At 68.6% G+C, this 7,126-nt stretch carries 7 protein-coding genes, 1 pseudogene and 1 riboswitch; all 8 genes and pseudogenes read right to left on the bottom strand.

Features of this window, described 5'->3' with window-relative positions:
* Nucleotides 1-233: pseudogene (locus BM388_RS10020) on the bottom strand (hypothetical protein); the annotation flags it as partial.
* 196 nt (nt 234-429) lie between these two features.
* The gene (gene cobO / locus BM388_RS10015; protein WP_089849670.1) at nt 430-1,041 is read right to left on the bottom strand and encodes a cob(I)yrinic acid a,c-diamide adenosyltransferase; all 612 of its coding nucleotides are present in this window, start codon (nt 1,039-1,041) and stop codon (nt 430-432) included.
* A 68-nt stretch (nt 1,042-1,109) separates the two neighbouring features.
* Complete coding sequence (locus BM388_RS10010; protein ID WP_089849668.1) at nt 1,110-1,889, bottom strand: ABC transporter ATP-binding protein; 780 nt, start codon at nt 1,887-1,889, stop codon at nt 1,110-1,112.
* Complete coding sequence (locus tag BM388_RS10005; protein ID WP_245781521.1) at nt 1,889-2,887, bottom strand: FecCD family ABC transporter permease; 999 nt, start codon at nt 2,885-2,887, stop codon at nt 1,889-1,891. The genes BM388_RS10010 and BM388_RS10005 overlap by 1 nt, the downstream gene beginning before the upstream one ends.
* The gene (locus BM388_RS10000) at nt 2,874-3,770 is read right to left on the bottom strand and encodes a cobalamin-binding protein (RefSeq protein ID WP_245781520.1); all 897 of its coding nucleotides are present in this window, start codon (nt 3,768-3,770) and stop codon (nt 2,874-2,876) included. The genes BM388_RS10005 and BM388_RS10000 overlap by 14 nt, the downstream gene beginning before the upstream one ends.
* Nucleotides 3,767-5,587, bottom strand: coding sequence for a TonB-dependent receptor domain-containing protein (locus BM388_RS09995; RefSeq protein ID WP_089849666.1), 1,821 nt, complete (start codon nt 5,585-5,587; stop codon nt 3,767-3,769). The genes BM388_RS10000 and BM388_RS09995 overlap by 4 nt, the downstream gene beginning before the upstream one ends.
* A gap of 131 nt (nt 5,588-5,718) precedes the next feature.
* Nucleotides 5,719-5,966: riboswitch (cobalamin riboswitch) on the bottom strand.
* A gap of 74 nt (nt 5,967-6,040) precedes the next feature.
* Entirely contained in the window at nt 6,041-6,493 is a 453-nt protein-coding gene (locus tag BM388_RS09990) for a bifunctional adenosylcobinamide kinase/adenosylcobinamide-phosphate guanylyltransferase (protein WP_089849664.1), read from the bottom strand.
* Complete coding sequence (locus BM388_RS09985; protein WP_089849663.1) at nt 6,445-7,110, bottom strand: histidine phosphatase family protein; 666 nt, start codon at nt 7,108-7,110, stop codon at nt 6,445-6,447. Before BM388_RS09985 ends, BM388_RS09990 begins: the two co-directional genes overlap by 49 nt.
* Between the last annotated feature and the right edge of the window lie 16 nt (nt 7,111-7,126).

The following is a 7,126-nucleotide window of genomic DNA, read 5'->3' as shown; positions in this document are numbered from 1 at the left end:
CCCGCGAAGCGCTGGCTCAGCTGGCGGATCAGCGTGTCGATGGCCGTGGGCTCATTGGCGATCTCACCACGAAACTCCGGCTCATGCCGTCCCGCCTCGGCGATGGATACCGCAATGCTGGCCTTATGCACATCCAGCCCGATATAGGCGGCATGGACGTCGCTGGCGGCGCTGAGCCGCTCGGCGGCAGTGCGCTCCACAACGACCTGCTGAGTTGCGTTAGACTGTGTCATGACCTGCCTCCCTCAATAGTGGCTCTGTGTTGTTGCCCAACCTCAACGTAACCCACGACGTTGAGGAGGGGCAGGTCAATCCATCATGTCTACGCCAGGGATGGCGTCGGTAGCGCCCAGGGAGGGGTTCACAGCGCCCTCGCGAAAGCTTGTCGCCGGCAACGCTCATCGCTTTCGTCGAGTTCCCAGAGATGCCCTAAAGTTCTACGCCCTTCTGGGCCTTGATGCCCTGATCCTTGAAGGCGTGCTTGACCACCTTCATCTCGGTCACGGTGTCGGCCAGCTCGATCAGCGCCTCCGGCGCGTGGCGGCCGGTGACCACCGCGTGCTGCATGGCTGGCCGGGCCTGCAGGTCGTCGAGCACGGCGTCGAGATCCAGGTAGCCGTGACGCAGGGCGATGTTGAGCTCGTCGAGCAGCACCAGCGCATAGTCCGGGTCGGCGAGCATGCGTCGCGCCTCGGCCCAGGCCGCCTCGGCGGCGCGCACGTCACGCTCGCGGTCCTGGGTATCCCAGGTGTAGCCCTCGCCCATGACGTGGTAGTCCACCCCCGGCAGGTCGCGGAAGAAGGCCTCCTCGCCGGTGCTGAAGGCGCCCTTGATGAACTGCACCACGCCCACCTTCATGCCGTGGCCCAAGGCGCGTGCGACCATGCCGAAGCCCGAGCTGCTCTTGCCCTTGCCGGGGCCGGTGAGCACCAGCAGCACGCCCTGCTCCTTGTCGGCGGCCTTGATCCGCTCGTTCATGATCTTCTGCTTGGCGGCCATGCGCTCGGCGTGGCGCTGGGGGTCGATGGTGGATCGGCTCATATCGGGACTCCTGTCGATAAAGGGGAATGGGGGAGCGTGCCGGCGTCGCTCGCCTCAACGTTTCTGCATCAACGCTTGGGCACGAAGACCGGCGCGCCGTCCACCCAGGCGGTGGTCAGGGGCTGGCCATAGAGGCGCTCCAGGGCCGCGGGCACCAGCATCGCCTCCGCGGGGCCCCAGCACGCCTCGCCGCCGGGATAGAGCAGCAGCAGGTGGCTGCACCAGCGCGCCGCCAGGTTGAGGTCGTGCAGGCACATCATCACCGCGCCGCCGCGCCTGGCCTGCTCGGCGAGCAGACCCATCACCGCCACCTGATGGTGCAGATCGAGGTGATTGGTGGGCTCGTCGGCGAGCCAGATCGCCGGTGCCTGGGTCAGTACCGTGGCCAGGCTGACGCGCTGTCGCTCACCGCCGGAGAGGGTCGCGAGCTCCCGCTCGGCCAGGTGGGACAGGTCCAGGCGCGCCAGCGCCGCGGCGGCCCGCGCATGATCCTCCGGCCCCTCCTGCTGCCAGGGCGACAGGAAGGGGTGGCGGCCGATCAGCGCGGTCTCCCGCACCGTGGCCGGGAAGTCGTCGTGGCGCTCCTGGAAGACCACCCCCAGCCGCCGAGCCAGCGCACCGCGGCGCCAGCCGGGAAGCGCCCGACCCTCGAGGAGGACCTCCCCGGAGCGCGGCGGCCGCAGCCCGGCCAGGGTGTGCAGCAGGGTGGTCTTGCCGGCGCCGTTGGGGCCCAGCACGCCCCACACCTGGCCCGGCGCGATGCCGAGCGCGAGTGCCCGCCCGGTCGGGCGTCCCGGCACGTCGACCACCAGGTCTCGCGTCTCCAGCGTCGGGGTCGGCGTGGCCATCAGCGGCTCCGATGCAGCAGGTAGAGGAAGGTCGGCACGCCGAGCAGCGCGGTGATCACCCCGACCGGCAGCTGCTGGGGCGCGATCAGGGTGCGTGCCAGGGTGTCGGCGAGCGTCAGCAGGGTGCCGCCGGCCAGCAGGCTCGCCGGCAGGATCAGCCGCTGATCGTTGCCGAGTCGCAGGCGCAGCATGTGCGGCACCATCAGGCCCACGAAACCGACGCTGCCGGCGGTGGTCACCGCCACGGCGGTGATCAGGCTGGCCAGCAGGTAGAGCGTCCACTCCAGCGGACGAACCGCCACGCCCAGCGCCGCGGCCTGCAGCCCCCCCCTCGCCAGCACGTTCAGGGTGCGTCCCAGGGGCACCATGGCCGCCAGGGCCACAGCCGCCACCGCCAGCACCGGCCAGGGGCTACCCGCGTAGGCAAGGTCGCCCATCAGCCAGTAGAGCATGCCGGGCAGCCGCTCCACCGGACTCACCGCCAGCAGGAAGGTGATCACGGCGCCCCAGCCGGAGGCCATCACCACCCCGGTCAGCAGCATCCGCGTCGGGGTCCAGCTGCCGGTGCCGTGGGCCAGGCCGAAGACCATCAGTGTCGAGGCCAGCGCCCCGGCGAAGGCCGCCCCGCCGACCAGCGCGGTGCCGAGACCGGCCAGCATGGCGGCCAGCGCCGCCACCGAGGCGCCGCCGGAGAGCCCCAGCACATAGGGGTCGGCCAGCGGGTTGCGCAGCAGCACCTGCATCAGCGCCCCGGCGAGCGCCAGCAGCGCGCCGGTGCCGAAGGCGGCGAGCGAGCGGGGCAGTCGCAGCTCGAGCACCAGGGTGCGATGCAAGGCCTCGCCGCCGCCGGTCAGCACTTGGAACAGCTCATCCGGGGCGATCGATACGCTGCCCAGCGCCAGGGCCACGCCCTGGGCCAGCAGCGCGGCCAGCAACAGCCAGGCGAGCGGTTCGAGCCGTGCGCCAAGCACGCTGGGGGTCGCCCTAGCGTCGGTCACGGACCGTCTCCAATTGCGCACAGAGCGCCCGCGTACCCTCCAGCAGCCGGGGCGTGGCGCGCTGCACCAGGTCCGGGTCGATGAAGAAGAGGTTGTCGCGACGCACCGCGGTCATCTCCGAGTAGTCGCGCCAGGCCTCGAGCCAGCTGGAATCGGGCTCGCCCATGCCGCCGGTGATGATCGCCTCCGGATCGCGGGCCAGCACCGCCTCGACGCCGAGGCGCGGCACCAGCGGCGCCTCGGCGGCGAAGAGGTTCTCGCCCCCGCACAGCGAGAGCGCCTGGCTGATCCAGTGCTCGCCGTTGACGGTCATCAGCGGCTGCTCCCAGACCTGGTAGAAGACCGGCACCGGGGCGGCGTCGGCGTAGCGGGCGCGCAGCGCCGCTACTTGCTGGCGTAGCGTGCGCGCCGCCTCGTTCGCCACCGCCTCGCTACCGGCCAGCGCGCCGAAGCGCTCGAGGCTCGAGGCGATGCCGACGAAGTCGTTGACGTCGGAGAAGAAGACGGGAAGGCCGAACCCCGGCAGCCGATCGATCTGCTCCCGGGGGTTGCCGCCGGCCCAGGCCACTACGAGGTCGGGCTCCAGGGCCAGCAGTGCCTCCAGGTCGAGGCGATCATAGCTGCCCACCCGGGGCAGCCGTGCCGCCTCGGCCGGATAGTCGCTGAAGCTGACCGCCCCGACCACCCTCTCCCCGGCCCCGCTGGCGTAGAGCAGCTCGGTGACACCCGGCGAGAGCGCGACGATGCGCCGCGCCGGGGCGTCCAGGCAGACCTCACGCCCGGCATCGTCGACGACGCAGACGCCCTCTCCGGCCCGGGCGGCCGCCATCGGCAGCAGCACCAGGCCGGTCAGAAGCGCGCGGGAGAACCGATGCCCGATCACTGGCCGAAATTCACGCTGAGGAGGGCCGTGCGGCCGGAGTTAAGGTAATCACGGCTCTCGGAATATTGGGCCGTGGCATATTCCTTATCGAAGACGTTATCGAGATTCAACCGTACAGACCACAGCGGAGCGAATTGCCAGCCCGCGCGCAGGTCCAGCTGACCGTAGCCGCCGATACGTTCCTCATTGGCCGCATCGTCGAACCGATGGTTCTGCGTGACAAATGACCCGCCCAGCGACCAGTCACCCAGCTCGCGATCGATGTCCAGGCGCAGGCTCTGGCTGGCACGGCGTGGCAAACGATTACCTATGTTACCGCCGCCTCGGTTCTCTGGATCTGTATAGGTCAGCGCCGCACGGAGGGTCCAATCGAGAACTTCGGCGCCGGTGGCAAGCTCTATACCGCGAATCCTTGCTTGCTGAATATTGGTGGGTGATCGCTGGCCGGTGATGAAGTTCTCAATGTCGGTCTCATAAAGCGCCAGATCCCAGAAGCCGCGCTCAAACTGCGCCCGCACCCCCAGTTCAATGCTTTCCGATTCCTCAGATTCAAGATCAGGATTTCCATAATTGGGGTAATAAAGATCATTGAAAGTGGGAGCCCTGAAGGCGGTTCCGAAACTGGCTCGCAGAGTGTGATTTTCATCAAGCTCGTAGCCTAATGCCAAGCTACCGGTAACTTCCTCACCGAAGGCCTCGTTATCGTCATGGCGCAGCCCGGCCTGCAAGATAAAGGGTGCGAAATCCATCAGTGCTTGAGCAAAGACGGCCGTATTGTCTCGGCTAGCCTCAACATAGCGAGTGGTTGAATCGACCTCGTCCTCCGTGTATTCAGCACCCACAATCACCTCATGCGCGCCCAACATCACCGTGTTTTCCCAACGTGCTGTCTGTGTCCGTGTATCAAAAAAGCCGGGGAAGCTAGAGAAGACCTCCGATTCATCTCTTGCTTCGCTCAGGGTTAAACGGCTGTTCCAGCTCTCGGTTACCGGCAGTTCGCCATAAAGGCCGGCCACCTGCTGAACATAATCGGTATTGCCTCCCACGAACTCAGTATTGCCGCGCGCCCGCAGGGCATGCGCGCCCACCTCGGCGCCGTTATCGAAGCCGTGGGAGAGCCTGACCAGGCCCGAGGTATTGTCATAGCCCTTGTCGCCCTCGCCTTCGACGATCTCGTAGCCGTCGGTCTCCAGGCGGCTGGCGGCGACATGGTAGCGGGTCCCGCCCTCGCTGCCGGAGAGCGAGGCGCTGGCGCGCCGGGTATCGAAGCTGCCGCCGCCCAGCGAGATGCGCGGCGTGGGCTCCCCTTCTCCCTGGGGAGTGAACAGCTGCACCACGCCCCCCACGGCGTCGGCACCATAGAGGCTGCCCCGAGGACCGCGCACGACCTCGACCCGCTCGAACTGGCGCGGGTCCAGGAACTGCCAGGAGGGACTGCCGGCGGTGGCCGAGCGCAGGCGGATACCGTCGATCATCAGCACCGTGGATGCGCTACCGGTTCCTCGCATAAAGACGCTGCTGGTCTTGCCGAAGCCACCACTGGATGAAACATCGACGCCGGGCTGGCCGCGCAGCAGGTCGGTGATATCGGTGGGGTCCTGGCGACGCAGCGCAGCCTCGTCGATCACGGTGACCGAGGCCAGCGTCTCGTCGGCGGTGCGCGGTGCGCGGGTGGCGGTGACCGTCAGCGGGTTGAGGGTCTCGGCGACGACCCCGTCGGAGTCAGAGGTCGACGACGTGACCTGGGCCTGGACGGCCAGCGGCAGCGCGGCCAGAGCGAAGGCCGCCAGGCCACGGGAGGCGTGAATGGTGTTCATGTGGGTCCCTTGCCGCCGTGCTCACCCGCACGGCGCCTTGCGTTTTTTCTGATGGGCCGGCAGAAGGGAACGAGAACACGGGCGCAGGCGGCATGGTGCCGGGATCCTCGCCTCGTGATCGCCCTCCGCGATCCGGCATGTGCTCTCAGGCCGGTCTCCGGGCTGACGAACGAAGGGCCTGGCAGATGAGCCATGGGGCACCTTCCGGACCGCCGCCTTCCCATGCCGCAGGGGCACAGTGGCATACCAATAGGAGGTAGTGGCGGACCTTGATTCGATCACCGTTGCGGGGGCAGCGTCGGACTCGCCCGAGGGCGCACCGACTTCCCGTTTATCCAGCGGAGCGAGCTCCACCGGCACCTGAGAGTGCGGGTAAGCTAGCAACCGGCCCCTGAAGCGTCAACGCGAATCGCCGGTGACGTTGACGCGGCTCATGCCCAGAGCAGGCAGAGTTCAGGTAACGGTCAGACAGCGAGCCAGTCCGTGGCGCACGTACCACACCGCCTCGGCGCGCGCTGCCGCGTCCTGGCCAAGCCAGCCGGCGAGGTCGCGAAGGCGACGATCCGCCGGTTCGAGGGGCACGATGCCGCGGCCCACCTCAGACAGGATCAGCACGATCTCGCCGTGCCCACGCCGCTCGACCTCGACCATCGCCGCCAACTCCGCATCCAGCCGGGCGCGCAGTCGATCATCGTCGGGATCATCCGCGCCGCCAGCGTCATCGACCAGGGCACCGGCGAGCCAGTCGAGCCAGCCGCTGATCACCAGACACCGCCCCGGGGCAAGCCGGTCACGCCAGCCGGAAAGGTCCGCGCCCTCCCCCATCTTCAGCCAAACCGCCTCGGGGAAGCGGCTCGCTACGAGGTCGCGCTTGCCGGCGCAGGCACCGCCGATGAACAGCTGCATTGCCAGCCCTCCTCGCCATGGGTGAAGACGAAACGCCGGCCCTGGGCCTGGCCCACCACGCCGGCCCAGAAGTCGGCGCCCTCCAGGCGCCGGGAGAGCTCACGGATGGCGCCGCCGTGACTGACCGCCAGCACCCGCCGGTGGCCGTGCATCCGGGCCTCGGCCAGCACCTCGTCGAGCCAGGCGGAGAGCCGCGCCCAGAGGTCGTGGGCCGACTCGCCGCCGGGCGTCGCCCGCATGCCGCGGCTGTCGACCCAGGCCCGGTAGTCCGGGTCGTCCTTGAGCGCCTCCCAGGTGCGCCCCTCGTAGTCACCGAAGTCCAGCTCGCGCAGGCGGCGATCGAAACGCGGCGTCTCGGGGTGGGCCGCCCATGCGCTGCCATCCCGGATATGGGCGAGCGTCTGACGACAGCGGGTAAGATCGCTCGCGTGCACGGCATCGAAGACGCTGTCGGCCAGCGCCTCGCGCAGCCGATCCAGGTCCGGCAGCGCCTCGGGCAGCAGCAGCGGAATGTCACGCTGGCCCTGGTAGCGACGCTCACGGTTCCAACTCGTCAGGCCATGGCGAACGACCACCACTTCGAGGCAGCGGGTATCGTCCAGGCGAAAATCACTCATCGGCGCTCACCCTCTT

This window comes from Halomonas saccharevitans (genome assembly GCF_900116405.1).
Taxonomy (GTDB): domain Bacteria; phylum Pseudomonadota; class Gammaproteobacteria; order Pseudomonadales; family Halomonadaceae; genus Halomonas; species Halomonas saccharevitans.
Note: the sequence above shows the minus strand (reverse complement) of the source record. Positions and strands in the feature narration are given on the sequence as shown.

Excerpts from the sequence above, each read along its gene's own strand:
- cobO (WP_089849670.1), bottom strand. The coding sequence starts at position 1,041 with ATGAGCCGATCCACCATCGACCCCCAGCGCCACGCCGAGCGCATGGCC.
- BM388_RS10010 (WP_089849668.1), bottom strand. The coding sequence starts at position 1,889 with ATGGCCACGCCGACCCCGACGCTGGAGACGCGAGACCTGGTGGTCGAC.
- BM388_RS09995 (WP_089849666.1), bottom strand. The coding sequence starts at position 5,587 with ATGAACACCATTCACGCCTCCCGTGGCCTGGCGGCCTTCGCTCTGGCC.
- BM388_RS09990 (WP_089849664.1), bottom strand. The coding sequence starts at position 6,493 with ATGCAGCTGTTCATCGGCGGTGCCTGCGCCGGCAAGCGCGACCTCGTA.
- BM388_RS09985 (WP_089849663.1), bottom strand. The coding sequence starts at position 7,110 with ATGAGTGATTTTCGCCTGGACGATACCCGCTGCCTCGAAGTGGTGGTC.